Origin of the sequence: Pantoea sp. UYEF8, assembly GCF_040546285.1 — a bacterium.
Taxonomy (GTDB): domain Bacteria; phylum Pseudomonadota; class Gammaproteobacteria; order Enterobacterales; family Enterobacteriaceae; genus Pantoea; species Pantoea brenneri.
Window position 1 is genome coordinate 1 of sequence record NZ_JBEPNM010000007.1, and the last position, 26,800, is coordinate 26,800.

General features: G+C 55.9%; 24 protein-coding genes. 16 read left to right on the forward strand and 8 right to left on the reverse strand.

Features of this window, described 5'->3' with window-relative positions; genetic code table 11:
* The first annotated feature begins 369 nt into the window (after positions 1-369).
* Entirely contained in the window at positions 370-1,776 is a 1,407-nt protein-coding gene (gene mdtD / locus ABIB18_RS14195) for a multidrug transporter subunit MdtD (protein ID WP_069728668.1), read from the forward strand.
* Here mdtD and rbsR read toward each other — a convergent pair.
* From rbsR to ABIB18_RS14230, 7 genes are all read right to left on the reverse strand, one after another.
* Entirely contained in the window at positions 1,773-2,765 is a 993-nt protein-coding gene (gene rbsR, locus ABIB18_RS14200; protein ID WP_502922715.1) for a ribose operon transcriptional repressor RbsR, read from the reverse strand. The two genes, mdtD and rbsR, sit on opposite strands and share 4 nt — an antisense overlap.
* Positions 2,766-2,769: 4 nt before the next feature.
* Complete coding sequence (gene rbsK, locus ABIB18_RS14205; RefSeq protein WP_069728667.1) at positions 2,770-3,699, reverse strand: ribokinase; 930 nt, start codon at positions 3,697-3,699, stop codon at positions 2,770-2,772.
* A 62-nt stretch (positions 3,700-3,761) separates the two neighbouring features.
* The gene (gene rbsB, locus ABIB18_RS14210) at positions 3,762-4,637 is read right to left on the reverse strand and encodes a ribose ABC transporter substrate-binding protein RbsB (RefSeq protein WP_031376181.1); all 876 of its coding nucleotides are present in this window, start codon (positions 4,635-4,637) and stop codon (positions 3,762-3,764) included.
* 26 nt (positions 4,638-4,663) lie between these two features.
* A complete protein-coding gene (rbsC, locus tag ABIB18_RS14215; protein WP_031376180.1) occupies positions 4,664-5,635 on the reverse strand; it encodes a ribose ABC transporter permease in 972 nt (323 codons plus the stop codon).
* Positions 5,632-7,140: a ribose ABC transporter ATP-binding protein RbsA gene (rbsA, locus tag ABIB18_RS14220; protein WP_046289505.1), complete on the reverse strand. Its 1,509-nt coding sequence runs from the start codon at positions 7,138-7,140 to the stop codon at positions 5,632-5,634. The genes rbsC and rbsA overlap by 4 nt, the downstream gene beginning before the upstream one ends.
* A gap of 7 nt (positions 7,141-7,147) precedes the next feature.
* Positions 7,148-7,567, reverse strand: a complete 420-nt coding sequence (gene rbsD, locus ABIB18_RS14225) for a D-ribose pyranase (RefSeq protein ID WP_046289504.1) — start codon at positions 7,565-7,567, stop codon at positions 7,148-7,150.
* A gap of 182 nt (positions 7,568-7,749) precedes the next feature.
* Complete coding sequence (locus tag ABIB18_RS14230; protein WP_031376179.1) at positions 7,750-8,151, reverse strand: YgiW/YdeI family stress tolerance OB fold protein; 402 nt, start codon at positions 8,149-8,151, stop codon at positions 7,750-7,752.
* A gap of 162 nt (positions 8,152-8,313) precedes the next feature.
* Between ABIB18_RS14230 and qseB the strand changes: the two genes are divergently transcribed.
* Together qseB and qseC are read left to right on the forward strand one after the other, a co-directional pair.
* Positions 8,314-8,985: a quorum sensing response regulator transcription factor QseB gene (gene qseB, locus ABIB18_RS14235; protein WP_031376178.1), complete on the forward strand. Its 672-nt coding sequence runs from the start codon at positions 8,314-8,316 to the stop codon at positions 8,983-8,985.
* On the forward strand, positions 8,973-10,313 hold the full coding sequence (gene qseC, locus ABIB18_RS14240; protein WP_354474579.1) for a quorum sensing histidine kinase QseC: 1,341 nt from the start codon (positions 8,973-8,975) through the stop codon (positions 10,311-10,313). Before qseB ends, qseC begins: the two co-directional genes overlap by 13 nt.
* Positions 10,314-10,346: 33 nt before the next feature.
* Here the strand turns inward: qseC and kup are convergent, their stop codons facing one another.
* Positions 10,347-12,215, reverse strand: coding sequence for a low affinity potassium transporter Kup (gene kup / locus ABIB18_RS14245; protein WP_046289503.1), 1,869 nt, complete (start codon positions 12,213-12,215; stop codon positions 10,347-10,349).
* Between the two features lie 292 nt (positions 12,216-12,507).
* Between kup and ravA the strand changes: the two genes are divergently transcribed.
* From ravA to atpA, 13 genes are all read left to right on the forward strand, one after another.
* Positions 12,508-14,004, forward strand: coding sequence for an ATPase RavA (ravA, locus tag ABIB18_RS14250; protein ID WP_031376176.1), 1,497 nt, complete (start codon positions 12,508-12,510; stop codon positions 14,002-14,004).
* Positions 14,001-15,461, forward strand: coding sequence for an ATPase RavA stimulator ViaA (viaA, locus tag ABIB18_RS14255; RefSeq protein ID WP_354474582.1), 1,461 nt, complete (start codon positions 14,001-14,003; stop codon positions 15,459-15,461). The genes ravA and viaA overlap by 4 nt, the downstream gene beginning before the upstream one ends.
* 73 nt (positions 15,462-15,534) lie before the next feature.
* Positions 15,535-17,673, forward strand: coding sequence for a 5-histidylcysteine sulfoxide synthase (gene ovoA / locus ABIB18_RS14260; protein WP_354474584.1), 2,139 nt, complete (start codon positions 15,535-15,537; stop codon positions 17,671-17,673).
* 102 nt (positions 17,674-17,775) lie between these two features.
* Positions 17,776-18,237 carry a transcriptional regulator AsnC gene (gene asnC, locus ABIB18_RS14265; protein WP_003849496.1) on the forward strand — a complete coding sequence of 154 codons (462 nt, stop codon included), beginning with the start codon at positions 17,776-17,778 and terminating at the stop codon, positions 18,235-18,237.
* 154 nt (positions 18,238-18,391) lie between these two features.
* Positions 18,392-18,832: an FMN-binding protein MioC gene (gene mioC, locus ABIB18_RS14270; protein ID WP_031376174.1), complete on the forward strand. Its 441-nt coding sequence runs from the start codon at positions 18,392-18,394 to the stop codon at positions 18,830-18,832.
* A 432-nt stretch (positions 18,833-19,264) separates the two neighbouring features.
* Entirely contained in the window at positions 19,265-21,154 is a 1,890-nt protein-coding gene (gene mnmG / locus ABIB18_RS14275; protein WP_031376173.1) for a tRNA uridine-5-carboxymethylaminomethyl(34) synthesis enzyme MnmG, read from the forward strand.
* 47 nt (positions 21,155-21,201) lie between these two features.
* Positions 21,202-21,819 (forward strand): 16S rRNA (guanine(527)-N(7))-methyltransferase RsmG, encoded by a 618-nt coding sequence (gene rsmG, locus ABIB18_RS14280; protein WP_354474587.1) that lies wholly within the window; start codon positions 21,202-21,204, stop codon positions 21,817-21,819.
* A gap of 713 nt (positions 21,820-22,532) precedes the next feature.
* On the forward strand, positions 22,533-22,913 hold the full coding sequence (atpI, locus tag ABIB18_RS14285; RefSeq protein ID WP_031376171.1) for a F0F1 ATP synthase subunit I: 381 nt from the start codon (positions 22,533-22,535) through the stop codon (positions 22,911-22,913).
* An 8-nt stretch (positions 22,914-22,921) separates the two neighbouring features.
* Complete coding sequence (gene atpB / locus ABIB18_RS14290; RefSeq protein ID WP_031376170.1) at positions 22,922-23,740, forward strand: F0F1 ATP synthase subunit A; 819 nt, start codon at positions 22,922-22,924, stop codon at positions 23,738-23,740.
* 104 nt (positions 23,741-23,844) lie between these two features.
* Positions 23,845-24,084, forward strand: a complete 240-nt coding sequence (gene atpE / locus ABIB18_RS14295; RefSeq protein WP_003849523.1) for a F0F1 ATP synthase subunit C — start codon at positions 23,845-23,847, stop codon at positions 24,082-24,084.
* Positions 24,085-24,189: 105 nt separating this feature from the next.
* Positions 24,190-24,660, forward strand: coding sequence for a F0F1 ATP synthase subunit B (gene atpF, locus ABIB18_RS14300; protein ID WP_031376169.1), 471 nt, complete (start codon positions 24,190-24,192; stop codon positions 24,658-24,660).
* Positions 24,661-24,674: 14 nt separating this feature from the next.
* On the forward strand, positions 24,675-25,208 hold the full coding sequence (atpH, locus tag ABIB18_RS14305) for a F0F1 ATP synthase subunit delta (protein WP_031376168.1): 534 nt from the start codon (positions 24,675-24,677) through the stop codon (positions 25,206-25,208).
* Positions 25,209-25,222: 14 nt separating this feature from the next.
* Positions 25,223-26,764: a F0F1 ATP synthase subunit alpha gene (gene atpA / locus ABIB18_RS14310; RefSeq protein WP_069728658.1), complete on the forward strand. Its 1,542-nt coding sequence runs from the start codon at positions 25,223-25,225 to the stop codon at positions 26,762-26,764.
* The last annotated feature ends 36 nt before the right edge of the window (positions 26,765-26,800 follow it).

Genomic DNA, 26,800 nt, shown 5'->3' on the forward strand with positions numbered 1-26,800 from the left:
GCGAACAGTGCGTTAGCGTCCTGTCGCGAGGAGGCGTATATTACGCTTTCCTCCCTCAGAGTCAACCTCTTTTTCAGAAGCTTTTCTCCGGCGGCGCAGTCTCCTGTGCCTGCTGACCCGTCTCTCCGTAAGCCGGTGTTCCGTGTCAGTGGAGGCGCATTATAGGGAGTTTCCGGAGGCTGACAAGCGTTTCTTTAAATAAATTTGCTAAGCGCGCTTTTTTTAAACGAACGCCTTAAAAACCGCCATTTGATGATCAAATAACGCACAGAAATCCCCGTAAAGCGGAAAAAACAGGCCTGCCGCGTTGCGCTGGCGGTGCTATTCTTTTTCATTCTTCTCGCTGGATAACCCTAAGAAGGACGCTCAATGATAAAATCCGCGCGCAGCATGGCCGGTTTGCCATGGATTGCTGCCATGGCATTTTTCATGCAGGCACTGGATGCCACTATTCTCAACACCGCCCTGCCCGCTATCGCCACCAGCCTTGAACGTTCTCCTCTGGCCATGCAATCCGCTGTAATCAGTTATACCCTGACTGTGGCAATGCTGATCCCGGTCAGCGGCTGGCTTGCCGATCGCTATGGCACCCGAAAAGTGTTTATCGCTGCGGTCTCCCTCTTCACGCTCGGTTCGCTGGCCTGTGCCCTGTCACCCACGCTCTCTATGCTGGTGACCTCACGTATCGTACAGGGGGTGGGCGGCGCCATGATGATGCCGGTTGCGCGCCTGGCGCTGTTGCGTGCCTATCCGCGCAGCGAACTGCTACCGGTGCTTAATTTTGTCACCATGCCGGGACTGGTCGGGCCGATACTGGGTCCGCTGCTGGGTGGTGTAATGGTGACCTACGCCACCTGGCACTGGATCTTCCTGATTAATATTCCCATCGGCATACTCGGCATCTTCTATGCCCGCAAATATATGCCGGACTTCACCACGCCAAAACGCCGCTTCGATTTCTTCGGCTTTTTACTGTTTGGTCTGGGGCTGGTCATGATCTCGACAGGGATTGAACTGTTTGGTGAGCGTATTGTGTCAGCCTGGCTGGCGGGCGGGGTATTACTCGGCGGGATTGTTCTGCTGCTTCTCTATATAATGCACGCGCGCCGCCATCCCTCCCCGCTGATTAATCTGCCGATGTTTAAAACCCGCACCTTCTCGGTAGGCATCATCGGGAATATCGCTTCACGTCTGGGCACCGGCTGTGTGCCGTTCCTGATGCCGCTGATGTTGCAGGTGGGCTTTGGTTATTCGGCGATTATCGCCGGTTGTATGATGGCTCCTACCGCCGTGGGGTCGATACTGGCGAAGTCGACGGTGACACAACTGCTGCGCTGGTTAGGCTATCGCCGTCTGCTGGTCGGTATTACCGTCATTATCGGCATCCTGATTGCCACTTTCTCTCTGCAGTCACCCGAGGAAGGCATGATCCTGTTATTACTGCCGCTGTTTATTCTCGGCATGGCAATGTCGACTCAGTTTACCGCGATGAATACCATCACCCTCGCCGACCTGAATGACGATAACGCCAGCGGGGGTAACAGCGTGCTGGCCGTGACACAGCAGTTAGCGATCAGTTTTGGTGTCGCGGTAAGCGCCGCCGTCCTGCGCTTCTATCAGGAATTTGAAACCAGCACCGTTGCACAGTTCCACGCAACATTTCTGACCATGGGCGTGGTAACGGTGCTGTCAGCGCTGACCTTTATGCTGCTGAAAAACGGCGACGGACGGAATCTGATTACCAACCGCGATAAGAAAAAGAAGAAGACGGCTTAAGTTGAGCCCCGCGCCACCAGCTCCGGCGTCAGCACCAGCGTCTGCTGGCTGGCGTCGGGATCGTGCAGGCGATGGATTAAGGTATCGATAGCCAGTTCGCCCAGTTCATCTTTAGGTTGATGAATGGTACTCAGCGGCGGAGAAAGATAACGCGCCAGCTCAATATCGTCATAGCCCATCACGGCGACATCCTGCGGAATCTGTAAACCCGCCTGATATAACGCATGATAAACCCCGACCGCCATCGCATCATTACCGGTGAAGACCGCCTGCGGCACCGTTTCCAGCGCCAGCAGCTCAATCATCCCGTTGTAACCGCCCTGAAATTCAAAGTCGCCGTTGACCACATAACCCGGCAACACCTCCAGACCGCTTTTCGCCATCGCATTGTGAAATCCTTCCAGCCGCATCCGCGCGGTGGTTTTGTCCTGCGGGCCGGCAATACAGGCGATGCGGGTATAGCCGCTGTCGATCAGGTGCTGAGTTGCCAACTCACCGCCCAGCAGCGCATTGTCCTGGATGATGTCGCCGCGACCTTCAAACGGTGCCCAGTCCATCATCACGGTCGGAATAGAGGGATAACGGTTGAGAATGTCCGCCGACGGCAGATGACTTTCGGTACACATCATCAGCAATCCATCGACGCGCTTTTGCATCAGCGTTTCGAGACTGCGATTCATCCGCTCCTCATCACCGGCGGTATTACACAGGATCAGGCTGTAGCCACGCTGATAGCAACTGTCCTCAACGCCGCGCACCACTTCTGCATAAAACGGGTTGCTACTGGTGGTCAGCAGCATGCCGATAGTGTGGGTCTGGTTGATCTTCAGGCTGCGCGCCAGCGCCGAGGGGGCGTAGTTCAGACTGCGGATCGCCTGTTCGACTTTCTCCCGCACGCCCTCGCTGACAAAGCGATTGTTATTGATGACGTGCGAAACGGTGGAGGTAGAGACGCCCGCCAGGCGAGCGACATCTTTCATGGTGGCCAAGCGCTTAATCCTGCTGCTGCAAAAAGTCATCGATCTCCGCGCGCCACGGCACGGAGGGCTGCGCGCCGGATCGGGTTACGGCGATAGCCGCAGCGGCATGCGCAAAGCGCACCGCATCCTGCATCGGTTTTTGCTCCAGTCGCGCGGTAATAAAGGCACCATTAAAGGTATCGCCCGCAGCGATGGTATCAATCGCCTTAACGCTAAAGCCCGGAATACGCTGACCCTGGCCCTGCTCACTCAACCAGACACCGCGCCGGCCCAGCGTAATCAGTACGGTATCGATGCCTTTGGCATGCAGTGCCGCCGCAGCCCGGGCAGCGTCCTGATCGTTATGAACGGCAATCCCGGTCAGAATTTCCGCCTCGGTTTCATTCGGGGTAATGATATCGATCAACGCCAGCAGCTCATCGGAGAGCGGCGTAGCCGGTGCCGGGTTGAGGATCACCTGAGTCTGCTGTTCTCTGGCGAAACGCGCCGCTGCCAGTACACTTTCCAGCGGTGACTCCAGCTGCATCAGCAGCGCGTCAGCCTCGGCGATCACCTGCTGATGGCGCGCCACACAGTCGGGCGTTAAGGCGGCGTTAGCGCCGGAATAGATGCCGATATTGTTCTCGCCTTCACGGTTGACGAAAATCATCGCCACCCCGGTCGACTCGCCCGCCACCACTTCTACCGGAGCAGTATCAATATTGTCGCGGGCCAGTTGCTGACGAATACGTTCGCCAATGTCATCCGCGCCCACACAGGCGATAAAAGCGATATCCGCGCCAGCACGCCCTGCGGCCACGGCCTGATTGGCACCTTTACCGCCAAACGCAATCTGGTAATCCTGCCCGATCACCGTTTCACCGGGACGAGGAAAGTGCGCCAGATTAAGGATGTGGTCAGCGTTGATGCTGCCAAGAACGGCCAGTTTTGCGTTTTTGCTCATTAGGGGAGTCCGGAATAAGTGCGCCACCGGGAGGGTGGCGCAGTGCCCTGCTTTTCTTTGAGTTATTGAGTGACCAGCTTCAGGTCGACCGGATTGATCGCCTTCACTTTTTCACCCTTCAGCACTTTATCAGCGGTATCAACGCCGATCATGCCAATTTTGTCTGGCATCTGTGCCACGGTCGCAGACAGTTTGCCACCTTCTACCGCTTTCACGCCATCAGCGGTGCCGTCAAACCCCACCACGATCACATCGGTTTTACCGGCAGTCTGCAGCGCACGCAGTGCACCCAGCGCCATTTCATCATTCTGCGCAAACACAGCCTGCACGTCCGGATGGGCCTGCAGCAGGTTCTGCATCACGTTCAGGCCCTTAGTCCGGTCAAAGTCAGCCGGCTGGCTGGCAAGGATCTGGAATTTGTGGGCATCAGCAGCCTGTTTGAATCCCTCGCCACGTTCACGGGCGGCTGAGGTGCCGGCAATGCCCTGCAGCTCAATAATTTTGGCGCTTTCGCCGACTTTTTTGGCGATGAAATCACCGGCCATTTTCCCACCAAAACGGTTATCAGAGGCGACGTGGCTGACCACCGTGCCCTGCGCGGCCACGCGGTCCAGGGTGATAACCGGGATGTTGGCCTGGTTAGCCATCTTCACTGCGTTGCCGACCGCGTCAGAATCGGTTGGGTTGATCAGCAGCAGTTTGGTACCGCGTACCGTCAGATCCTGTACGTTCGCCAGCTCTTTTGCCGGGTTATTCTGCGAATCCAGCACCACCAGGTTGTAGCCCAGTTTGTCGGCTTCTTTTTGTGCGCCCTCTTTCAGCGAAACAAAAAACGGGTTATTGAGGGTCGATACCACCAGCGCGATGGTCTCTTTTGCCATGGCGCTGGTACTGAGCGTAGCGCCAAGGATCATGGCCAGTGCGGTTAACTTTTTCATCATTTCATCCTGTGTAAAGGTCAGAGTTATTTACTGCTTTTATTATCCACCAGCACCGCCAGCAGGATTACCACCGCTTTAACGATCATCTGGTAGTACGAAGAGACGCCCATCAGGTTCAGGCCGTTATTAAGGAAACCGAGGATCAGGGCACCAATCAACGTGCCGACAATACGTCCTTTACCGCCCGCCAGGCTGGTACCACCCAGCACTACAGCGGCAATCGCATCCAGCTCATAGCCGGTACCAGCCGTTGGCTGCGCCGAGGAGAGACGCGCCACCTCAATGGTGCCCGCCAGCGCAGCCAGCATGCCACTCAGTGAATAGACGATGACCTTGACGCGATTAACATTGATACCGGAGAGGCGGGTCGCGGCTTCGTTGCCGCCCAGCGCATAGATGTAGCGGCCGAGACGGGTGTGGTGCAGCATGTACCAGGCGGCGATAAATACCAGCGCCATCAACCATACCGGGGCAGGAATACCCAGCGGACGACCAATACCAAACCAGCCCAGCAGATCGGCGTTGGCATTAAAACCGGTACTGATTGGGCTGCCGTCGGTGTAGACCATGGTGACGCCGCGCAACAGCAGCATCATCACCAGCGTGGCGATAAATGCCTGCACCTTACCGCGCGCCACAATGGTGCCGGTCAGCGCACCAATCGCTGCACCGAGCGCCAGAGACGCCGCCACGGCCACCAGCGCATTCACTTCCATGCCGACCAGCGACGCGCCTACCGCCCCGGTCAGCGCCAGCAGCGAGCCCACCGAGAGATCGATACCCGAGGTCAGAATCACCAGCGTCATGCCAACCGCCATAATGGCGTTCACCGAGGTCTGCTGCAGAATGTTGAACAGGTTGGCTACGGTAAAGAAGTTCGGGCTCTGACTCGCCACCACGGCAATTAACACCATCAGCGCAATCAGCGACTTTTGTTCCAGTAACCAGCTTTTGCTAAACCAGCGACGGCTGGCAGGTAAAGATTGGGTCGTCATACCACTAAATCCTCGCTGTGTTGCTTGCCTACGGCGGCGGCCATCAGGCTCTCCTGAGTGGCTTCTTCACGGGTAAATTCGCCGCTTAAACGGCCTTCATGCATCACCAGGATGCGGTCACTCATTCCTAATACTTCCGGCATTTCAGAAGAGACAAGGATGATGCTCAGCCCTTCGGCTTTGAACTGGTTAATCAGCTGGTAGATCTCTTTTTTCGCGCCAACATCGACGCCACGGGTTGGCTCATCAAGAATCAGCACGTTGGGACGGGTCATCAGGCCGCGGGCAATCGCCACTTTCTGCTGATTGCCGCCGGAAAGCAGCCCGATCGGCTGCGCCATAGAGGGGGTTTTCACGTTGAACAGCCGGATAAAGTCACCCACCGCCAGCTGCTCAGCCGCATGCTTCAGCGTGCCGCCGCCGTGACTGAAATAGCGCAGCGCGGTCAGCGACATGTTCTCTTTGACCGACATGCCCAGCACCAGGCCGTCACGCTTACGATCTTCCGAGATATAGACGATGCCGTTAGCCAGCCCATCCTGCGGCGAACGCGTCACCACTTCCCGACCGCTGAGCCACAGGCTGCCCTGATAACGCGGCAACGCGCCATACAGCACTTTCATCAGTTCGGTACGGCCCGCGCCCATCAGTCCGGAGATGCCCAGAATTTCACCTTTGCGCAGGCTGAAGCTGACGTTATGCACGCCGGGACCGCTGACGTTATCGACTTTCAGCCGCACCTCGCCTGGCGCCTGATCCAGATGAGGATACTGATCTTCCAGTTTGCGACCGACCATCATTTCGATCAGGCTCTCTTCGGTCAGTTCGCTGACCGGACGCTCGGCAATAAACTGGCCGTCACGGAACACCGTGACGTCATCGCAGATCTCAAAGATCTCTTTCATACGATGTGAGATATAGACGATGCCGCAGCCCTGCGCTTTCAGTTCGTTGATTACCCGGAACAGCGACAGCGTTTCGGTATCCGTCAGCGCATCGGTCGGCTCATCCATGATGATCACCTGCGACTCAAAGCTCAGCACTTTGGCAATTTCGACCATTTGCTGATCGCCAATCGACAGATCGCCGACCAGCTTGTGGCTGTTGAAGCGCAGATTAAGCCGCTTAAGTAACGCATCCGCTTCGGCATACATGCGCGCCCACTGGATGCGGCCAAAGCGGTTAACAAATTCGCGACCGAGAAAAATATTCTCCGCCACGGTTAACTGGGGGATCAGGTTCAGTTCCTGATGAATAATGCCGATGCCCGCTTCCTGTGACGCTTTAGGGCCATTGAAACGGGTCTCTTTGCCGAGCCAGTGCAGCGAACCGGCGTCGAACTGATATATCCCGGTCAGCACTTTCATCATGGTAGATTTGCCGGCACCGTTTTCACCCACCAGCGCCATGACGCGTCCTGCCCGGACATTCAGTGAGGCACCCTTCAGGGCTTTTACCCCAGGGAACGATTTTTCAATGCCGTTGAGCTGCAGTAAAGGTTGCATAGCGGCCTCAGAAGGTCACACCGGCGCTGAGGATGACATTCGCAAACGGAGAACACTCTCCGCTGCGAATGACCGCCTGACTGCGCTGCGTTTGTTGTTTGAATTGATCATGGCTGGTGTAGCGGATGGTGATGGTATTTCCCTGGTGCTGTTGCAAGGCTTCGAGCACGGCGAGCAGTGCGCTATGGAGCTGCGGATTGTGCTGCTTAATCTCCTCCGCGATCAGGGCGCTTTCTACCTGCATCTCAAGCGTGACGGCCTTTACCACCGCGATAAAATCGGGCGTACCCGGTATCAGGGCTAAATCGATGCGTTGCGGTCCTGCCGGGATCGGCAAACCGGCATCGGCAATCGTCAGCGTATCTGTGTGTCCCAGGCGGGCAATCACATGAGAGAGTTCAGCGTTTAACAAGCGACCTTTTTTCATTTTTCACTCCACAGCGAAACGTTTCGCTGACAGGAGTGTATGAAAAGCCGCCAGCAACTCAATCGGCGAAGCTGAAATTTGTGATCGCTATCGAAACGTTTCGCTTACGCGGCGGGAAATTTGAATTAAGGCGGGCAGCAGGGCAGAAAAAAGGACCGCTGATGCGGTCCCGTAGTGGACGATTAAGGCAGTTTCTTAACCTGTTTAACGTCCATTTCGATGCTGTTGAAATCTTTATCCAGCTCACCGGTCAGCTCAACGGTATCTTTTGGCGAGATAGTCTGGCCGTTCCAGTGCTTATGGTCGATTTCGACTTTCATCGTACCGGTCTGATCGCGGAACAGATAATCTTCATCGCCGATCTGTTTTTCCAGCTTACCGCGTACGGTAATCCAGCTGTCATCCTTCATCTCTTCCGCCTGCTTCACCGTCACCACACTGGTGTGGTCAGCGCTGAAACCACCCTGTCGGGTCTGAACCTGCGCCGCCGGGGCATTGGGGTCGACAAAGCCGCCTTGCTGAGCAGCAAAAACCGGGGCAGAAGCCAGCATAACGACAGCTAAAATTGCAGCGTGCTTTTTCATTTTGTCACCTCTTTTCCATGATGTGTTTCGTTTTGTTGAGCCTAGTTGACCATAAGGTTCTTAACAGCTTCTTAAGAAGCAAAAATAAGCCATTTTCGCCGAAATGCGCTGTACAAGCGGCAGTCTGCTTCGTATAAAGCGCTATCACCGCAGGGAGAAATGATGCGTATTTTACTGATAGAAGACGATCGCTTAATTGGCGACGGGATTAAAGCGGGACTGGGTAAGCTGGGATTTAGCGTCGACTGGTTTACCTCCGGCGAGGCCGGATTTCAGGCGTTAAACGCCGCGCCGTGGGATGCGGTGATCCTCGATCTGTCACTGCCCGAACGGGACGGACTGGATATCCTGCGACAGTGGCGTCAGCAAGGGCAGGATGTACCGGTGCTGATCCTGACGGCGCGTGATGCGCTCGATCAGCGAGTCGAAGGGCTGCAGATGGGCGCGGATGATTATCTCTGCAAACCGTTCGCTCTGACCGAAGTAGCTGCTCGCTTACAGGCGCTGATCCGTCGCCGGCATGGTCAGCTACAGCCAGAGCTGCGTCATGGCAACGTGGTCCTGAAGCCCGACAGCCACAGCGTTACCTGCGACGGCCAGGCGATTGAGCTGAAAAGTCGGGAACTGGCGCTGCTGGAGCTGTTTATGCGCAACCCTGGCCGGGTGCTAACCCGCAGCCAGCTGGAGGAAAAACTGTATAGCTGGGACGCCGACGTCTCCAGCAATGCGGTGGAAGTGCATATTCATCACCTGCGTAAGAAACTCGGCAGCCAGTTTATCCGCACTCTGCACGGCGTGGGTTATACCCTGGGAGCGACAGAATGCGATCGGTAAGTCTGTTTCTGCGGCTTGGCATCGGTTTTGTGCTGCTGCTGGGCATCTGCTGGGCCAGCGCCAGCCTCAGTGCATGGCATCAGACGCGTGACACCATTAATGAGCTGTTCGATACCCAACAGATGCTGCTGGCCAAGCGCCTGCTGACCCTCGATTACGCCTCGCTAGATGCACCGTCCCTGCCAAAAACCCGACAGCTGCTGCGGCACCACCGTGGCGATCAGGATGATGACGCGCTGGCGTTTGCTGTCTTCACCCATGATGGCCGGCAGGTGCTCAACGATGGTGATAATGGCAGATACCTGCCGTTTGAAGCGGACTACCAGGGTTTTCATGATGGCCAGCTCACCAATGATGATGACCGCTGGCGTTTTGTCTGGCTGACCACACCAGACAAACAGTTTCGCGTGGTGGTCGGTCAGGAGAGGGAATATCGCGATGAGATGGCCGGAGATTTGATGCAGGCCAGCGTATTACCCTGGCTGATCGCGCTGCCTTTTATGCTGCTGCTGCTCATCAGCCTGGTCTGGTCGGAATTACGTCCGTTAAAGCAGCTGGCGAAGCAACTGGCTCAGCGTACACCGGATGACGGCACCCCTTTGCAGGCCGAACGGGTGCCGAAAGAGGTGCAGCCGCTGATCCTCGCGCTGAACGGCCTGTTCAGTCGCATCAGCGCAATGATGCAACGTGAACGGCGTTTTACCTCGGATGCCGCGCATGAGCTGCGCAGCCCGCTGGCCGCGTTGCAGGTACAAAGCGAAGTGATTCAGCTGGCCGTCGACGATGAAACGATGCGAACCCATGCGCTGAAACAGCTGGATAGCGGCATTGCGCGCGCTACCCGGCTGGTGGATCAGCTGCTTACCCTGTCGCGGGTGGAAGCGGATGATGCCCGCAGCGCCTTTGAACCGGTATCGTTAAAACAGACGCTGCAGGAGACGCTGGCGGCGCAACTGCCGCTGGCGGATAAAGCCGGCGTAACCCTACGTCTGCACGCAGAAGCCGAACCGGTGATACAGGGCCATCCGCTGTTGCTCTCGTTGCTGGTACGCAACCTGCTGGATAACGCGATTCGCTATACCCCTGCCGGCAGTGAAGTGGATGTGCGGCTCGCGGCCAACAGCCTGTCCGTCGAGGATAACGGAGAGGGCCTGAGCGATGCCGATCGGCAACGGTTAGGCGAGCGTTTCTGGCGACCGCCCGGTCAGGAGAAGAGTGGCAGCGGGCTGGGATTATCGATCGTGCGGAACATCGCTCAGCTGCACGCGATGCAGCTGGCGTTCAGCCAGCGCCCCGGCAGCGGATTGTGCGTCACGCTGCACTGGTAATAAAAAACCCGCCGATAAGGCGGGTTTCACAGGTTAGATCTCGACCTGGGTGCCCAGCTCGATCACCCGGTTTGGTGGGATCTCAAACTGGTCAGGGGCGCGTAACGCATTGCGCTGTAGCGCCATGAACAGCTTGCCACGCAACCGCAGATACCACGGCCGTTTGCCGATAATCAGCGACTCATGCGACATAAAGAAAGAGGTTTCCATCATCCGGCAGTTCAGCCCTTCCAGCCCACAACGGTGGAAAATCTCCTCCACGTTCGGCGTTTCGCGCCAGCCATAGCTGGCCACCACGCGCCAGAACGTCGGCGAAAGCTGCTCAATCGTCACCCGCCGCACATTGTGCACGTAAGGCGCATCCTCAGTACGCAACGTCAACAGCACTACCCGTTCGTGCAGCACTTTGTTGTGCTTGAGGTTATGCAGCATGGCAAAGGGGATCACGTTCAGTGCGCGCGACATATAGACCGCGGTGCCCGGTACCCGCACCGGCGGCGATTTCTCCAGTGACGCAATCATCGCCTCCAGTGAGTTGCCGTGCTCATGCATCCGGCGCAGCAGGCGGAAACGTTCACTTTTCCACGTCGTCATAATGATAAACATCACCAGGCCGAGGCAGAGCGGCAACCAGCCACCCGAGAAAATTTTGACCAGGTTGGCGGTAAACAGCGGCACGTCGATAAACAGCATCAGCAGCAGGATTACGCCAACCGCCAGCTTGTGCCAGTGCCAGTTTTTAATCGCCACGGTGCAGGAGAGAATTGAGGTCAGCACCATAGTACCGGTCACCGCAATGCCATAGGCCGCCGCCAGATTGCTGGAGTGTTCAAAGCTGATAATCACAATCAGCACCGCGAAATAGAGCACCCAGTTGATCATCGGGATATAGATCTGGCCCGATTCACGCTCCGAGGTATGAATGATCCGCATGCCGGGCAGATACCCAAGACGGACCGCCTGGCGCGTCAGCGAGAAGACGCCGGAGATTACCGCCTGCGAGGCGATTACCGTCGCCAGAGTCGCCAGAATCAGCATCGGGATCAGCGCCCAGTCCGGCGCCAGCAGGAAAAAGGGGTTCTTAATCGCTTTGGGATCGCTGAGCAGCAGCGCGCCCTGGCCAAAATAGTTGAGCACCAGTGACGGCAGCACCACGGAGAACCACGCCAGCCGGATCGGGATTTTACCGAAGTGGCCCATATCAGCATACAGCGCTTCTACGCCGGTAATCGCCAGTACGACGGCGCCCAGTGCAAAGAAGGAGATCGACTTATATTGCAGGAAGAAGTTAACCGCATAGGTGGGATTAAGCGCCTGCAGAACTTCAGGGTTCTTCATGATGCCGTTAACGCCGAGGATCGCCAGCACCAGGAACCACAGCAGCATTACCGGCGCAAACAGCTTGCCGACCATGCCGGTTCCGTGTTTCTGAATCGCGAACAGCAGCGTCAGCACCGCAATCGACAGCGGCACGATAAAGGGATCAAGCGACGGAGCGGCAATTTCCAGTCCTTCTATCGCCGACATCACTGAAATCGCTGGCGTGATCACCACTTCGCCATAGAAGAAGCTGCCGCCAATCAGGCCCATGATTACCAGCACCGCAGTGGCGCGGGCACCGGTATGACGGCCCGCCAGCGACATCAGGGTCAGAATTCCCCCTTCACCCGCGTTGTCGGCCCGCATGACGTAGCTGATGTATTTCAGTGAAACCACCAGCACCAGTAGCCAGAAAATCAGTGACAGAAAGCCAAATACCGCGCCGCGTTCCACGCCGAAGCCGAACTGGCCGGAGAGACATTCACGCAAGGTATACAGCGGACTGGTGCCGATATCCCCATAGACAACACCAATTGCGGCCAGCGTTAGCCCACCAAGTGACTGCTTATTATCCGAGCTCATAGAGTTATCTTTTGTTGGAGTCTAAGAGGCGCAAAAACCCCTCGCTCAAGCCATCAAAAAGCGCACAGTATGCACGTATTGCCGAAAATTCCTATACCCGGTTAACCTGACCACCGGCGGAATGCGGCGGTTTTTACCTCAGAAACCGCGGCTTATGGCCGCTTTCCCGTTAACCGAATCTTCTGAAACAAAAAAGCTGACAGCTATCAACGCTTTCACGCATCATTATCTATAGAGTAAGGCGCTTGCTTAAGCGCGGCGGCCCGACGATCGTAAGGACATTGATGTGATTATGGCTCAACCCCATCTTTTGGCAGAAAGAATTTCTCGCCTCAGCAACGCGTTAGAAAAAGGCCTGTATGAACGGCATCATGCTATTCGCCTTTGTCTGCTGGCCGCGCTCAGCGGTGAAAGCGTGTTCCTGCTCGGTCCGCCTGGCATTGCGAAGAGTCTGATTGCCCGCCGCCTCAAATATGCCTTTCAGCACGCCCGCGCCTTTGAATACCTGATGACCCGTTTCTCCACGCCTGAAGAGGTGTTTGGCCCGCTGTCGATCCAGGCGCTAAAAGATGAAGGTCGCTATCAGCGCCTGACCAAAGGCTATCTGCCCGACGCGGAGATTGTCTTTCTCGATGAGATCTGGAAAGCCGGTCCGGCCATTCTGAACACCTTGCTGACTGCGATTAACGAACGCCGCTTCCGCAACGGCGACAGCGAAGAAAAAATTCCGATGCGGCTGCTGGTCACCGCCTCCAACGAACTGCCGGAAGCCGACAGCGGTCTGGAAGCACTGTATGACCGGATGCTGATCCGCTTATGGCTGGACAACGTGCATGAAAAGCAGAACTTCCGCAGCATGCTGACGCATCAGCAGGATGAAAATGCCAATCCGGTGGCCGAATCGCTGCGCATCAGCGATGAAGAGTATGCCCAGTGGCAGCTTGGCATCAGCCAGGTCAGTTTACCCGATGCGGTGTTTGAACTGATTTATCAACTGCGTCAGCAGCTGGAGAGCCAGCCAGCGGCCCCTTACATTTCTGACCGGCGCTGGAAAAAAGCCATTCACCTGCTGCAGGCCAGCGCCTTTTACAGCGGCCGCAACGCCATCGCGCCAATCGACCTGATCCTGCTGAAAGATTGCCTGTGGCACGATGTCGCCTCAATGCAGCTGCTGGAACGTGAAATTGACCTGTTAATGACCCAGCATGCCTGGCAACAGCAGCCGATGCTGCTCAGGCTGCAACAGATCAAAGCGCGCCGGATGGCCTTGCAGCAGCAACAGAGCATGGCGCAGGCGATCACGCTGGAGAAGCACAGCGGTATGTTCAGCCGCAAACCCTATTACGATTTGCCGGAAAATCTTACCGACGAGCAGCTGACGCTGATGCTGCAACATCCACTGACGCTGCACGATATGCAGGTCACGCATCTGGTGATCGCCCGCGACGCACTGCATCAGTGGCTGCAAAAAGGCGGCGAGATACGCGGCAAGCTCAACGGCATCGGCTTCGCGCAGACGCTGGATTTGCAGGTCGATGCGCAGCACTGCCTGGCGATACGTGACGTCAGCCTGCAATCCTCACGGCTGACACTGCCTGGCGCCAGCAATAGCGATCAGCTACCCGGCGAAATTATCGAGGCGCTGGATACGCTGGAAAGTGAGTTACGCAGCCAGCGTCACCTGTTCAGCCAGCATCAGCGCTGTCTGTTTATCAGCGATGACTGGCTGGCGCGGGTTGAGACCAGCCTGCAGGATGTGGCGGAACAGCTGAAACAGGCGCGTAAATGATCTCACTGGAGACGCTCAGCACGTTGCTCTCAATTGGCGAAACGGAACTGATTGAAGAGTTGATCATCGCTCTGCTGGCGTCGCCGCAACTGGCACTGTTTTTTGAAAAATTCCCCGGTCTGAAAAAAGCCCTGCTGCGCGATGTGCCGCGCTGGAAAGCGGAGATCAACGCTGAGCTGAAGGCCACCCCGGTACCTGCTGTGCTGGCGGAGGAGTTTCAGCTGTTCCAGCGGGTGCAGCTGCTCAGCGATCGTCAGTTCAGCCAGCAGCTCGATGACACGCTACAAACGCTGGAACGCCTGCCTTCACCGTTTATTGATGAAGCCCGCCGGCTACTGCAACACACCGACATCCATCATCTCAGCAGTGCGCAGCATACGCTGTTTTTACAGCGCTGGCGGCTCAGCCTGACGCTGCAAACCCTTACGCTGAATCAGCAGTTGCTGGAGCAGCAGCGCGAACGTCTGATGGCGGAACTGCTGCAGCGTATGGCGCTGAGTGGTCAGCTGGCACCGATGCTGAGCGACGATGACGAAGCGGCGTCAGGCCGGCTGTGGGACATGAGCAAAACTTCACTGCAGCCAGGCGACTACCAGCTGATGCTGCAGTACGGTGATTTTCTGGCGCAGCAGCCGGAACTGCTGAAGCTGGCACAACAGCTCGGCCGCAGCCGGGAAGCGAAATCGGTGCCGTCACAGGATGCGCCGATGGAGGCATTTCATCAGCTGGTTCACGAGCCAGCGGCGGTACCGGAAGAGGTCAGCGGCATTCATCAGAGCGATGATGTGCTGCGCCTGCTGCCACCGGAGCTGGCTGCGCTGAGCATCAGCGAGCTGGAGCTGGAATTTTACCGCCGGCTGGTAGAGAAACGCTTGCTGACCTACAAGCTGCAGGGCGACGCCTGGCATGAAAAAGTGACCCAGCGACCGGTCAGCCACCAGCATCATGAAGAGCAGCCGCGCGGACCGTTTATTGTCTGCGTCGATACCTCCGGTTCGATGGGCGGGTTCAACGAGCGCTGCGCCAAAGCGTTCTGCCTGGCACTGCTGAAGGTGGCGCTGGCCGATCGTCGTCGCTGCTATATTATGCTGTTCGCCCATGAGGTGATTGGCTATGAGCTGACCGGTGATGATGGACTTGAGCAGGCTATTCGCTTCCTCAGCCAGCGTTTTCGTGGCGGCACCGATCTTGCCGCCTGTCTCACGGCCGTGGTTAAGCGCATGGAAGGACCGGTCTGGCAGGAGGCGGACGCGGTGATCGTCTCCGATTTTATCGCCCAGCGGCTGCCGGAAGAGGTGATCAGCGCCATCAAACAGCGCCAGCGACACAATCAGCAACGTTTTCACGCCGTGGCGATGTCGACCCACGGCAAGCCCGGCATTATGCGCATCTTCGACCATATCTGGCGCTTCGATACCGGTATGAAAAGCCGCCTGCTGCGCCACTGGCGGCGTTAAGTCATCAGGCAGAAATGCTTCTTTGCTATAGTGAATCACTGCCATTTTTTCACACAGCAATCTGGAGCACCTTGTGACGACCGTCCAACCCCATCGCGATCTGCCTGCGCCGACGCGAACCTTACTGCTCTCCGGCCAGAATAGTGAACAAAAACGTGCCGAACTGCTGACTTACTTTCTCCAGACCTGGGAGCAGTACGAAAGTCTGTTTACCTGCCTGACTGATTCGCAGGCCTGGTTTACCAAAGCCATTCCGCTGCGTCATCCGCTGATCTTCTATTTTGGTCATACCGCCACCTTCTACATTAATAAGCTGATGGCCGGATGCTACATTGAGGCGCGCCTCGACGATCGTATTGAAGCGATGATGGCGATTGGCGTCGATGAGATGAGCTGGGACGATCTCAACGACAGCCACTATGAGTGGCCCACTATCGACGCGGTACGTGACTATCGTGGTCGGGTCAAAGCAGTGGTCAGCGACCTGATCCAGACGATGCCGCTGAGCTTACCGATCCAGTGGGACAGCCCGGCCTGGGTGATCCTGATGGGGATCGAGCATGAGCGTATTCACCTGGAAACGTCCAGCGTGCTGATCCGGCAACTGCCGGTTGACTGGGTGACGCCGCAGCCGGCCTGGCCAGTCTGTCCGCTGGCGCGCCATCAGCGCCAGGATGTGCCGGTCAACAGTCTGCTGCCGATGCCGGGCGGTCGCGTTACGCTGGGCAAAACCGACGATACCTACGGCTGGGATAACGAATATGGCAGCCAGCAGATCACGCTGCAGCCGTTCAAAGCCAGCAAGATGCTGGTCAGTAACGCCGAGTTTTTTGAGTTTGTCAGCGCAGGCGGCTATCAGGACGCCCGCTGGTGGGATGATGAAGGCTGGGGCTGGTGCCAGTTTGCCCAGGCGGAGATGCCAACGTTCTGGGTCGGCACGCCAGCGATGCCCGATCAGCTTAAGCTGCGTCTGATGCGTGAAGAAGTGGCGATGCCGTGGGACTGGCCAGCGGAAGTGAACCAGCTGGAAGCGGCCGCCTTCTGTCGCTGGAAAGCCGACCAGAGCGGAATGGCTATCCAGCTGCCGTGCGAAGCGGAGTGGTATCAGCTGCGTGAACAGGTCGCCGGCGATCAGCCGCAGTGGGAGCGGGCACCTGGCAATATCAATCTGTCATACTGGGCCTCTTCCAGCCCGGTCGATCAGTTCGCCCAGGGCGAGTTCTTCGATATCGTCGGTAACGTCTGGCAGTGGACCACCACGCCGACTAACGGCTTTGAAGGCTTCAAAGTCCATCCGCTATACGACGACTTTTCCACCCCGACCTTTGATGGCAAGCATTCGCTGATTAAAGGCGGCAGCTGGATCTCGACCGGCAACGAAGCGCTCAAATCGGCGCGTTATGCGTTCCGCCGACATTTCTTCCAGCACGCCGGTTTCCGCTACGTGGTCTCCCGCCATCAGGAAAGCATGACGCTGAATCCGTACGAAACCGACGCCATGGTGTCGCAGTATCTCGATTTCCAGTATGGCCCGCGCTATTTTGGGGTCGATAATTACGCCGAAAGCCTGGTAAAACTGGCGCTGAATTACACCACGTCACACGCTGAAGCGCTGGATATCGGCTGCGCCACCGGACGCGCCAGTTTTGAGCTGGCCCGCCATTTTGAACGCGTTACCGGCATGGATTACTCGGCGCGCTTTATTGACGTGGCGCTGCAACTGACCAGCGGCGAAGATTTCCGTTATGTCGTGCCGCAGGAGGGCGATCTGGTGGAGTATCGCCAGGTGCGCCTGAAAGATTTCGGGCTGGATGGCGATCTGGCGCAGCGCATTCAGTTTGTGCAGGGCGACGCCTGTAACCTCAAACCGCAACCGGCCCGCTACGATCTGGTGCTGGCTTCCAATCTGATCGATCGCCTGCGCCAGCCTGCGCGCTTCCTGCAGGATGTCACGCCGATGCTGCGTCCGGGCGGCATTCTGCTGCTCTCCTCGCCTTACACCTGGCTGGAAGCGTATACGCCTAAAGAGAACTGGCTGGGCGGCGTACGTGAAAATGGTGAGGCGCTGACGACGCTGCAGGCGCTGCAACGGCTGCTGGCGGCCGACTTTGAACTGCTGGATACGCCGCAGGAGATGCCGTTTGTGATCCGTGAAACGGCGCGCAAGTTCCAGCACACGCTGGCGCAGGTTACCGTCTGGCGTAAACGCTAAGTTACCTGGCAGCGGCGCCCGTCGCTGCCGGTTGTTGCCTGAACCGCGCTTTTGCTGCACATTCTCCCTTGTTCAATTCAAAGCAGCCCAACGAGGATGGCCATGGCCGAACATCTGCAGCTTGATAATCTGGATCGCGGCATTCTGAATGCCCTGCTGGATAACGCGCGTACCGCTTACGCCGAACTGGCAAAACAGTTTAACGTCAGCCCCGGCACCATCCATGTGCGGGTAGAGAAGATGAAGCAGGCCGGCATTATACTGGGCACCCGCGTCGACATCGATCCGCGCCAGCTGGGATTTGATGTCTGCTGTTTTATCGGCATCATCCTGAAGAGTGCCCGCGATTATCCGGCGGCGCTGAGCAAGCTGGACGCGCTGGATGAAGTGGTGGAGGCCTGGTACACCACCGGCCACTACAGCATCTTTATTAAGGTGATGTGCCGCTCGATTGATGCCCTGCAACAGGTGCTGATCAACAAGATCCAGACCATTGATGAAATTCAATCAACAGAAACCCTGATCTCTCTGCAAAACCCGATCATGCGGACCATCAAACCCTGATCGCACTTCTCCTGTGCACAACCTTATCCCGGACGAATGCAGCGGCTGACAACGGCTGCGTTCACCTCTCCTGATCTATTAACCCTGTTTTCCACAGGTGGATCACCGCTTGATCACAGCGTACAATGCCCGCCTTAATGTCCAGGAGAGCAAGATGGCCGATATTACTTTAATCAGTGGCAGTACCTTGGGCAGCGCCGAGTATGTTGCTGAGCATCTGGAAGAAAAATTACAGGACGCAGGCTTCTCAACGCAGATGCTGCACGGCCCGGCGCTGGATGAGGTGCCGCAGGAAGGCATCTGGCTGGTGGTCTGCTCAACCCATGGCGCAGGTGAAATTCCCGACAATCTGCAACCGTGGTTCGAGGCTATCAGTGAAAGCCAGCCCGATCTCTCTCAGGTCCGGTTTGGTGCCGTCGGTCTCGGCAATCATGAATATGACCTGTTTTGCGGGGCGATTCGTCAGATCGAGACGCTGTTGATCGCCCAGGGCGCACAGCGGATCGGTGATCGACTGGAAATCGACGTACTGGAGCATGAGATCCCGGAAGATCCGGCTGAGGCCTGGGTCATGACGTGGAAAAACGCGATCTGAGACTGGTCGGGGATCGTGAAATAGTGACGATCCCCAGTGGAAGATGCTGATTTTGTCCTTTTGCAGACGTTTATTTTGTGGATAACTGCCCTCTTTTACTGCGTATAACCGGTAGTTATCCAAAGAATAACCGTAGTATGCTTTTTGAGCTGTGTATAAGTCGCCATTTAGATCCCAGCTTATACGGATCAGGATCACCGATCATTAACAGCTAGTGATTCTGGGTAATCCCCTGTTTTGACGGGTGTTCTGGCACATATCCACAGAAACCGGCGATCCTAATAAGAGATCTAACAGAAAGATCATATACAGATCTAAGATCCTTTCTTTTAAAACCGGACGATCCCGCGGCTTTCACCCCAGACGGAATTTGAGTAGAATCCACGCCCCAGGACGACGATCCGGCACGTTTATCAACCGAGGTACCACTTCATGTTTTATCAGGATCCTTTTGACGTCATCGTAATTGGTGGTGGTCATGCGGGCACCGAAGCCGCAATGGCGGCAGCCCGAATGGGTCAGCAAACCCTGTTACTCACCCATAACATTGATACGCTTGGACAAATGTCCTGTAACCCGGCGATCGGTGGCATTGGCAAAGGACATCTGGTGAAGGAAGTGGACGCCATGGGGGGTCTGATGGCCCACGCAATCGATCAGGCCGGTATCCAGTTTAGGATACTAAACGCCAGTAAAGGCCCGGCAGTCAGGGCAACCCGTGCTCAGGCCGATCGCGTGCTCTATCGGCAGGCGATTCGCACCGCGCTGGAGAATCAGCCCAACCTGATGATCTTCCAGCAGGCGGTCGACGATCTGATTGTGGAAAACGATCGGGTAGTCGGTGCCGTTACCCAGATGGGGCTGAAATTCCGGGCGAAGACCGTGGTACTGACGGTCGGGACTTTCCTCGACGGTAAAATTCATATCGGACTGGATAACTACAGCGGCGGTCGCGCAGGCGATCCACCTTCCATTCCGCTAGCAAAACGTCTGCGTGCCCTGCCACTGCGGGTTAATCGCCTGAAAACCGGTACACCGCCGCGCATTGATGCGCGCAGCATCGACTTCAGCGTACTGGCGCCGCAGCATGGCGATAACCCGATGCCGGTGTTTTCGTTCATGGGCAATGCCGCTCAGCATCCGCAGCAGGTGCCGTGCTGGATCACCCATACCAACGAAAAAACCCATGAAGTGATCCGCAATAACCTCGATCGCAGCCCGATGTATGCCGGGATCATCGAAGGGATCGGCCCGCGTTACTGCCCGTCGATCGAAGACAAGGTGATGCGTTTTGCCGATCGTAACGCGCATCAGATCTTCCTTGAACCGGAAGGGCTGACCAGTAACGAAATTTACCCGAACGGCATCTCAACCAGCCTGCCGTTTGACGTACAGATCCAGATCGTGCGATCGATGCAGGGCATGGAAAATGCGAAGATCGTACGTCCGGGCTATGCCATCGAGTATGACTTTTTTGATCCACGCGATCTGAAACCGACGCTGGAGAGCAAATTCATTAACGGTCTGTTCTTTGCCGGACAGATCAACGGCACCACCGGCTACGAAGAAGCAGCCGCGCAGGGGATGCTGGCCGGCCTCAACGCCGCGCGTCAGTCTGCCGACAAAGAGGGCTGGGCACCGCGTCGCGATCAGGCTTACCTCGGCGTACTGGTTGACGACCTCTGCACCCTCGGTACCAAAGAGCCGTACCGCATGTTTACCTCCCGCGCCGAGTATCGTCTGATGCTGCGTGAGGATAATGCCGATCTGCGTCTGACCGAAACCGGCCGCGAGCTGGGCCTGGTCGATGATGCCCGCTGGGCGCGTTTCAACCAGAAGCTGGAAGCGATTGAGCAGGAGCGTCAGCGTCTGCGCGATATCTGGGTACACCCTAAATCTGAGCGCGTTGCCGAGGTGAACACCGTCCTCAGCGCGCCGCTGACCAAAGAAGCCAGTGGCGAAGATTTGCTGCGTCGGCCGGAAATGACCTATCTCACCCTGATGACGCTGGATACCTTTGGCCCGGCGCTGGCCGATGAGCAAGCGGCAGAGCAGGTTGAGATTCAGGTCAAATATGAAGGATACATTGCGCGTCAGCAGGAAGAGATCGATCGTCAGCAGCGCAACGAGAATACCCTGTTGCCGGTGGATCTGGATTATCGCCAGGTCAACGGCCTGTCAAATGAGGTGATCGCGAAGCTGAATGACCACAAGCCAACCTCGATTGGCCAGGCGACGCGCATTTCCGGCATCACGCCGGCGGCTATCTCTATTCTGCTTATTTATCTGAAAAAACAGGGTCTGCTGCGCAAAAGCGCCTGACCTGAAACGGGGCGAGGCGACTCGCCCCCGCTGACTGGACTTACGCTGTGATCAACACACTCACCTCGCTGCTACAGGCAGCCAAGATTACCCTCTCCGATCAACAAAAACAGCAGCTGGTTGCCTATGTCGGCCTGCTGGACAAGTGGAATAAAGCCTACAACCTGACGTCAGTGCGCGATCCGCAGCAGATGCTGATTCGCCATATACTCGACAGCATTGTGGTGGCACCACACCTGATCGGTTCGCGCTTTATTGATGTCGGTACCGGACCGGGCCTGCCAGGCATTCCGCTGGCGATTGTGATGCCTGATGCGCACTTTACGCTGCTCGACAGCCTCGGTAAGCGGGTGCGTTTCCTGCGGCAGGTACAGCATGAGTTAGGACTCACTAACATTACGCCGGTGCAGAGCCGGGTTGAAGACTTCCCGGCAGAGCCACCGTTTGATGGCGTGATCAGCCGGGCATTCGCCTCACTGACTGACATGGTTAACTGGTGTCATCATCTGCCCGGGGCAGAAGGGCGCTTTTTTGCCCTTAAAGGTGTCCGTCCGGATGATGAAATCACCAGCTTACCGGCCGGCTATCGCTGTGATGAGGTGATTAAGCTGCAGGTTCCGCAGCTGGAAGGCGACCGGCACCTGGTGATCCTCCGTCAGCAATAAGCCTGAAACAGGTAAGGATTTAACCCGCTTCAGCGATTTGTCTTATCCCGCTGACTGGTGAAAAAAAGTGCATTTGATGCGTTAATAATAAAGGATTTTCATTAAGCCTCTGACGGCGGAAGGTTAAAAACGCCGACGGAAATTATCCGAAAAGCTCTGTTACATTTAACGTTTAATTCACATTTAGTTAGCACAAAGATCACTTGTATAGCGGACTAACGGAATAAAAATAGTCACGCCAGAAAATATATCAAGGTAATTACCTGGCGTGCGTAATATGAATTTCACGATTCTCATGCACAGTTCGATGTCAATAGCGTGTTTTCAGTGAAAATAGGCTTTTTTGGCGGTTAATATATTTTCAAGCCACTGATTTTTATGGCTTTAGCGCGGATATGAACGGCATGTAATTAGCGTTCTGAGAAAAGTCCTGGCGGCGCGAATGCTTATTATGTGATCTAAAGCACGCTTTAAAAGCAACTCGCCAGCCAATTTTCAGCCGGGAAAAGGCGAATCCTCACCGGGGGATGTTTGGAAAAATAGCCCTCCGGAAAGAAATTTAAATAATTGTTCACCTTTTCGCTACTTACCGATTGAAATCGCAGGTGCGGCCCGTATAATTTGCACGGCTTTTGCTGCTTGACTCAAATGCGTAAAGGCAGTCTTATACGACACGCGACATACCCCGAATGGGGCAGGAGAGTATCAGCGTCATGTCAGTGTCTCTTTACAGTGTAAAATTCGCCCGGACAGTGCTGATGATTCAGCTGGTGACAATCGTCATCATCGGCGCACTCTTTGCCCTGAAAGATGTCACCTGGGGCGTCTCTGCTGTAGCTGGCGGAGCGGCAGCCTGGCTGCCGAACGTGTTGTTTTTGTTTTTAGCCTGGCGCCTGCAGGGGCAAACCCCGGCTTCGGGGCGAGTCGCGTGGAGCTTCGCTTTGGGTGAAATAGCCAAAGTGTTCGCGACCATCATTTTGCTCATTGTGGCGTTGGGTCTATTCGGGGCGGTTTTCTGGCCGGTCGGAATAACCTGGTTATCGGTGCTGGTGGTACAAATGCTGGCACCGGCGGTAATTAACAACAAAGGGTAAGAGGCATCATGGCTGCAGGAGAAATCTCTACTCCGCAAGAATACATAGGACACCATCTGAATAACCTTCAGCTGGACCTGCGTACTTTCGAGTTAGTGAATCCGCACGACGCTCCCGCGACGTTCTGGGTATTAAATATCGATTCCATGTTTTTCTCTCTGGTGCTGGGATTCATCTTCCTGGTGTTGTTCCGTAAAGTAGCTAAAACAGCTACCAGCGGTGTGCCAGGGAAATTACAAGCGGCTATCGAACTGGTTGTCGGCTTCGTTGATGACAACGTGCGCGACATGTATCACGGTAAGAGCAAACTTATCGCCCCGCTGGCGCTGACAATTTTTGTCTGGGTCTTCCTGATGAACTTCATGGATCTGCTGCCAATCGATCTGCTGCCGTATATCGGCGAGCATTGGTTGGGCCTGCCGGCGCTGCGCGTCGTGCCGTCTGCAGACGTGAACATCACGCTCTCTATGGCGTTGGGCGTCTTTATTTTGATTCTGTTCTACAGCATCAAAATGAAAGGCATTGGCGGCTTCACGAAAGAGCTGACGCTGCAGCCTTTTAACCACCCGATCTTCATCCCGATCAACCTGATTCTGGAAGGTGTGAGCCTGCTGTCTAAACCGGTTTCTCTCGGTTTACGACTGTTCGGCAACATGTATGCGGGTGAGCTGATCTTTATCCTTATTGCCGGTCTGTTGCCGTGGTGGTCGCAGTGGGTGCTGAATGTGCCGTGGGCCATTTTCCACATCCTGATCATTTCGCTACAGGCTTTCATTTTCATGGTCCTCACGATTGTCTATCTGTCGATGGCATCTGAAGAACATTGATTTTTTTCTCAACACTACTTTCCCTCTCTATTCCGGGTGACGGCCATCAGGCCGCGGCCCGGAAGATGAAGGGAGCATTTAACTGAAACAAACTGGAGACTGTCATGGAAAACCTGAATATGGATCTGCTGTACATGGCTGCCGCTGTGATGATGGGCCTGGCGGCAATCGGTGCTGCGATCGGTATCGGCATCCTCGGAGGAAAATTCCTGGAAGGCGCTGCTCGTCAGCCTGACCTGATTCCTCTGCTGCGCACGCAGTTCTTTGTTGTAATGGGTCTGGTGGATGCAATCCCGATGATCGCTGTTGGTCTGGGTCTCTACGTGATGTTTGCTGTCGCCTAAAGCTCCTGTGTTCACTCAGCGCACAGTGTGCAAGGGTGAACGGATTCTGCCGCTTATCGTTGATAACGGCAGAAAAGTTAAATACTCAATTAGAGGCATTGTGCTGTGAACATTAATGCAACAATCCTCGGCCAGGCCATCGCGTTCATCCTGTTTGTCGCGTTCTGCATGAAGTACGTATGGCCGCCGATTATGGCTGCCATCGAAAAGCGCCAGAAAGAAATTGCTGAAGGCCTTGCTTCTGCTGAACGCGCGAAGAAAGATTTGGATCTCGCGCAGGCTAATGCGACCGACCAGCTGAAAAAAGCTAAAGAAGACGCTCAGGTCATTATCGAGCAAGCGAACAAGCGTCGCGCGCAGATTCTGGACGAAGCCAAAACCGAAGCTGATAACGAACGTGCTCGCATCGTGGCACAAGCGCAGGCTGAGATTGACGCCGAACGCAAACGTGCTCGTGAAGAACTGCGTAAGCAAGTCGCGTTGCTGGCTATGGCCGGTGCCGAGAAGATCATCGAACGTTCCGTGGATGAAGCTGCTAACAGCGACATCGTTGATAAACTGGTCGCTGAACTGTAAGGAGGGAGGGGCTGATGTCTGATCTGATTACTGTAGCTCGCCCCTACGCCAAAGCAGCTTTTGACTTTGCTGTTGAGCATCAAAGTATTGAACGCTGGCAACAGATGCTGGCGTTTGCCGCAGAAGTGGCTCGCAATGAACAGATGGCTGATCTTCTTTCAGGTGCGTTAGCACCCGAAGCGTTGGCAGCGTCGTTTAACGCAGTCTGTGGTGATCAACTGGATGAACCCGCGCAGAACCTGATTAAGGTGATGGCGGAAAACGGACGTTTGACAGCGCTTCCGGCAGTACTGGCCCAATTCATCGACCTGCGTGACGCTTATGAAGCCACCGCAGAAGTTGATGTTATCTCCGCCAGTACGCTGAGTGACGACCAGCTGAATAAAATCAGCGCCGCGATGGAAAAACGTCTGTCACGCAAAGTTAAGCTGAATTGCAAAATTGATAAGTCTGTGATGGCAGGCGTGATCATCCGTTCGGGTGATCTGGTTATTGATGGCAGCGTACGCGGCCGTCTTGACCGTCTGGCTGACGTCTTGCAGTCTTAAGGGGACTGGAGCATATGCAACTGAATTCCACCGAAATCAGCGAACTGATCAAGCAGCGCATTGCTCAGTTCAATGTCGTGAGTGAAGCTCACAACGAAGGTACGATTGTTTCTGTAAGTGACGGTATCATCCGCGTACACGGCCTGGCCGATGTGATGCAGGGTGAGATGATTGCCCTGCCGGGCAACCGTTACGCGATTGCCCTGAACCTCGAGCGTGACTCAGTAGGTGCAGTGGTAATGGGTCCTTACGCTGACCTCGCCGAAGGCATGAAGGTGAAGTGTACTGGCCGTATTCTGGAAGTACCGGTAGGCCGTGGTCTGCTGGGCCGTGTGGTGAACACCCTGGGTGCACCAATCGACGGTAAAGGCGCAATCGACAACGACGGTTTCTCACCGGTTGAAGTGATTGCACCAGGCGTTATCGACCGTCAGTCAGTCGACCAGCCGGTTCAGACCGGTTATAAGTCGGTCGATGCGATGATTCCAATCGGCCGTGGCCAGCGTGAGCTGATCATCGGTGACCGTCAGACCGGTAAAACCGCGATGGCGATCGATGCGATCATCAACCAGCGCGACTCGGGCATCAAGTGTGTCTACGTTGCGATTGGTCAGAAAGCCTCAACCATCTCTAACGTGGTTCGCAAGCTGGAAGAGCATGGCGCGCTGCAGAACACCATTGTTGTGGTGGCCTCTGCTTCTGAATCTGCTGCCCTGCAGTATCTCTCTCCGTACGCAGGCTGTGCGATGGGTGAATACTTCCGTGACCGCGGTGAAGATGCGCTGATCGTTTATGATGATCTCTCTAAGCAGGCAATTGCTTACCGTCAGATCTCTCTGCTGCTGCGCCGTCCACCAGGTCGTGAAGCATTCCCTGGTGACGTGTTCTATCTCCACTCCCGTCTGCTGGAACGTGCATCACGCGTAAGCGCTGATTATGTTGAGCGTTTCACTAACGGTGCCGTGACAGGTAAAACCGGTTCACTGACTGCACTGCCGATCATCGAAACCCAGGCGGGCGACGTTTCTGCGTTCGTTCCGACCAACGTAATCTCGATTACTGATGGTCAGATCTTCCTGGAATCGAACCTGTTCAACTCCGGTATTCGTCCGGCGGTTAACCCAGGTATTTCGGTATCGCGTGTTGGTGGTGCTGCACAGACCAAGATCATCAAGAAACTGTCCGGTGGTATCCGTACCGCGCTGGCACAGTATCGTGAACTGGCGGCGTTCTCGCAGTTCGCCTCTGATCTGGACGATGCAACCCGTAAACAGCTGAGCCACGGTCAGAAAGTCACCGAGCTGCTGAAGCAGAAACAGTATGCGCCGATGTCAGTCGCGCAGCAGGGTCTGGTTCTGTTCGCGGCCGAGCGTGGCTATCTGAACGACGTTGAGCTGGCAAAAATTGGCAGCTTCGAAGCTGCACTGCTGGCCTTCGCCGATCGCGATCACGCCGAGCTGATGGCTGAAATCAACCAGTCGGGTAACTACAACAACGATATCGAAGCCAAGCTGAAAGGCCTGATCGATACGTTTAAAGCAACCCAGTCCTGGTAATGTCTGGCGGCTTGTCTGAAAAGGCAGGCCGCAAGG

Coding starts and splice junctions, on each gene's coding strand:
- mdtD (WP_069728668.1), top strand. CDS start 370: ATGATAAAATCCGCGCGCAGCATGGCCGGTTTGCCATGGATTGCTGCC.
- rbsK (WP_069728667.1), bottom strand. CDS start 3,699: ATGAGCAAAAACGCAAAACTGGCCGTTCTTGGCAGCATCAACGCTGAC.
- rbsB (WP_031376181.1), bottom strand. CDS start 4,637: ATGAAAAAGTTAACCGCACTGGCCATGATCCTTGGCGCTACGCTCAGT.
- rbsC (WP_031376180.1), bottom strand. CDS start 5,635: ATGACGACCCAATCTTTACCTGCCAGCCGTCGCTGGTTTAGCAAAAGC.
- rbsA (WP_046289505.1), bottom strand. CDS start 7,140: ATGCAACCTTTACTGCAGCTCAACGGCATTGAAAAATCGTTCCCTGGG.
- rbsD (WP_046289504.1), bottom strand. CDS start 7,567: ATGAAAAAAGGTCGCTTGTTAAACGCTGAACTCTCTCATGTGATTGCC.
- ABIB18_RS14230 (WP_031376179.1), bottom strand. CDS start 8,151: ATGAAAAAGCACGCTGCAATTTTAGCTGTCGTTATGCTGGCTTCTGCC.
- qseB (WP_031376178.1), top strand. CDS start 8,314: ATGCGTATTTTACTGATAGAAGACGATCGCTTAATTGGCGACGGGATT.
- qseC (WP_354474579.1), top strand. CDS start 8,973: ATGCGATCGGTAAGTCTGTTTCTGCGGCTTGGCATCGGTTTTGTGCTG.
- kup (WP_046289503.1), bottom strand. CDS start 12,215: ATGAGCTCGGATAATAAGCAGTCACTTGGTGGGCTAACGCTGGCCGCA.
- ravA (WP_031376176.1), top strand. CDS start 12,508: ATGGCTCAACCCCATCTTTTGGCAGAAAGAATTTCTCGCCTCAGCAAC.
- viaA (WP_354474582.1), top strand. CDS start 14,001: ATGATCTCACTGGAGACGCTCAGCACGTTGCTCTCAATTGGCGAAACG.
- asnC (WP_003849496.1), top strand. CDS start 17,776: ATGGCCGAACATCTGCAGCTTGATAATCTGGATCGCGGCATTCTGAAT.
- mioC (WP_031376174.1), top strand. CDS start 18,392: ATGGCCGATATTACTTTAATCAGTGGCAGTACCTTGGGCAGCGCCGAG.
- mnmG (WP_031376173.1), top strand. CDS start 19,265: ATGTTTTATCAGGATCCTTTTGACGTCATCGTAATTGGTGGTGGTCAT.
- atpI (WP_031376171.1), top strand. CDS start 22,533: ATGTCAGTGTCTCTTTACAGTGTAAAATTCGCCCGGACAGTGCTGATG.
- atpB (WP_031376170.1), top strand. CDS start 22,922: ATGGCTGCAGGAGAAATCTCTACTCCGCAAGAATACATAGGACACCAT.
- atpE (WP_003849523.1), top strand. CDS start 23,845: ATGGAAAACCTGAATATGGATCTGCTGTACATGGCTGCCGCTGTGATG.
- atpH (WP_031376168.1), top strand. CDS start 24,675: ATGTCTGATCTGATTACTGTAGCTCGCCCCTACGCCAAAGCAGCTTTT.
- atpA (WP_069728658.1), top strand. CDS start 25,223: ATGCAACTGAATTCCACCGAAATCAGCGAACTGATCAAGCAGCGCATT.